The sequence below is a fragment of the Caballeronia terrestris genome, from assembly GCF_001544515.1.
GTDB lineage: Bacteria > Pseudomonadota > Gammaproteobacteria > Burkholderiales > Burkholderiaceae > Caballeronia > Caballeronia terrestris.
Genome location: NZ_FCOL02000390.1, coordinates 1 through 1,461 on the forward strand (window position 1 = coordinate 1; position 1,461 = coordinate 1,461).

The following is a 1,461-nucleotide window of genomic DNA, read 5'->3' on the forward strand; positions in this document are numbered from 1 at the left end:
CATCCGTACGTCCTGTTCGGTGGGAGCGAGTGGCCGGAAGATATAGGCAAGTTAGCCGGATCGAGCTTTGTGAGACGTCCCGCGCCTCGGCGTATGAGATATGTGGTTGAGGCGGACTACTTTTGCGTCAGAGCAACTTGCGGTCATGAAGCGAAAGCCACATCAACGTGTGGACCGCAGCGCCGATGCGCAGGCCCTCTAATTCCCGCGGGAACTGGACGCGAGCGCGACGTGTGGCGCGGCTCAATCAGGACCAACGTAGCAGCGTCCGGCCATTGTCGCCCGCAGGCGCGCGGCGCTCGTTCGCTTCCAGGTGGCATTCTTCGGTCGTGATGGATGGCTTGTCCAAACTCGTGCCCCATTTTCGATCTCAAGTCTTACTGGTTTATCGACGTTCCGACAAAGCCACCCAGCGTCGAACCAGCGTTTCGACTCCCGAGGATCCTGCCAACACAAAAGACGTTCGCAGCGTGCGCGTCGGAATCGCTTTCGACGGCTGGCCGCCAGGAGCTAACGCATAGCGGCTACGTCGGAAGCGTTGAGTAGCGCCCTCCCCTTGACGAAAGCCGCAACCAGCTCAACGGGTTGCGGTGGCGAACGTTTTGCCGTTCGGGCGGGTTCACCAACGACCATCACCGGATTGGCAACTGCGCCCTGTCGACGAAAGGATCTGTGTGCCGCGCTGGTTTTAACTTTTTGACCAAACCGGACAAATTCAGTATATCGATTTTGAGGCGAGCCTCCGGTTACGTTCGACAGCCCATTGAGTCCTATAGCTTGTTTCAACCGAACCTTTAACGAGCAGCAACGATCCGTCGAACGATGCCATTCATGCGTCAAACATATGGCATTCCTGAGTTGGCGCCTTCTACGTAGATCTTTTGAAGGTCCCGGTCTCTGAAAAACGCGCAAAACCAGGCGAACCTGGGTGACCGTCGGTTGTCGCCGAATGCCTGTGCTTCACTCGCGAATGCCGCAACGCCTTGTATACGACAATTTTTCGAAAGCGCTTCCGAACCGTGTTCCGTTTTCAGACAGATCACCTCGTACTCGCGCTTGTCCTGACTGTTTTTGCGTCCTTCGGCTTTCTGCGAGCGCCCTCTCCACGCGAATACGGCAGAGGGTGCTGTGTGTCGTACACGCTTCTATGCTGGCCACAATGTTCAGCAAAAAGTCGGCGATCTGGCGAGCGATTATTCCCGCTCCCGCACGGTTTATCTTGGATTGAGGCCCGGCAATCCAAGCGCGAGCAGAAGTGCTCGAAACCTGACTAACGGCGTCCGCTAGTTTTCGCGGGATCGAAGCAGCCGCCTTGGACGATGGTCAAAAAGATCGGGTCACGTTTTCGGACGACCTGTTTGCATTCTTTTCTCCGACAAGCGACGACGCAGAGAAAACTTGATTTCACACGACCCATCGGTTCCTTGCGCTGCTTTAGCAGTACGGGAACTTCACACCGAG

General features: G+C 56.3%; 1 protein-coding gene. It reads right to left on the bottom strand.

What is annotated here, in order from left to right; genetic code table 11:
* Nucleotides 1-1,270 precede the first annotated feature (1,270 nt).
* On the bottom strand, nt 1,271-1,461 hold a 191-nt coding region (locus tag AWB67_RS42770; RefSeq protein WP_235025596.1), incomplete at its 5' end, for a hypothetical protein.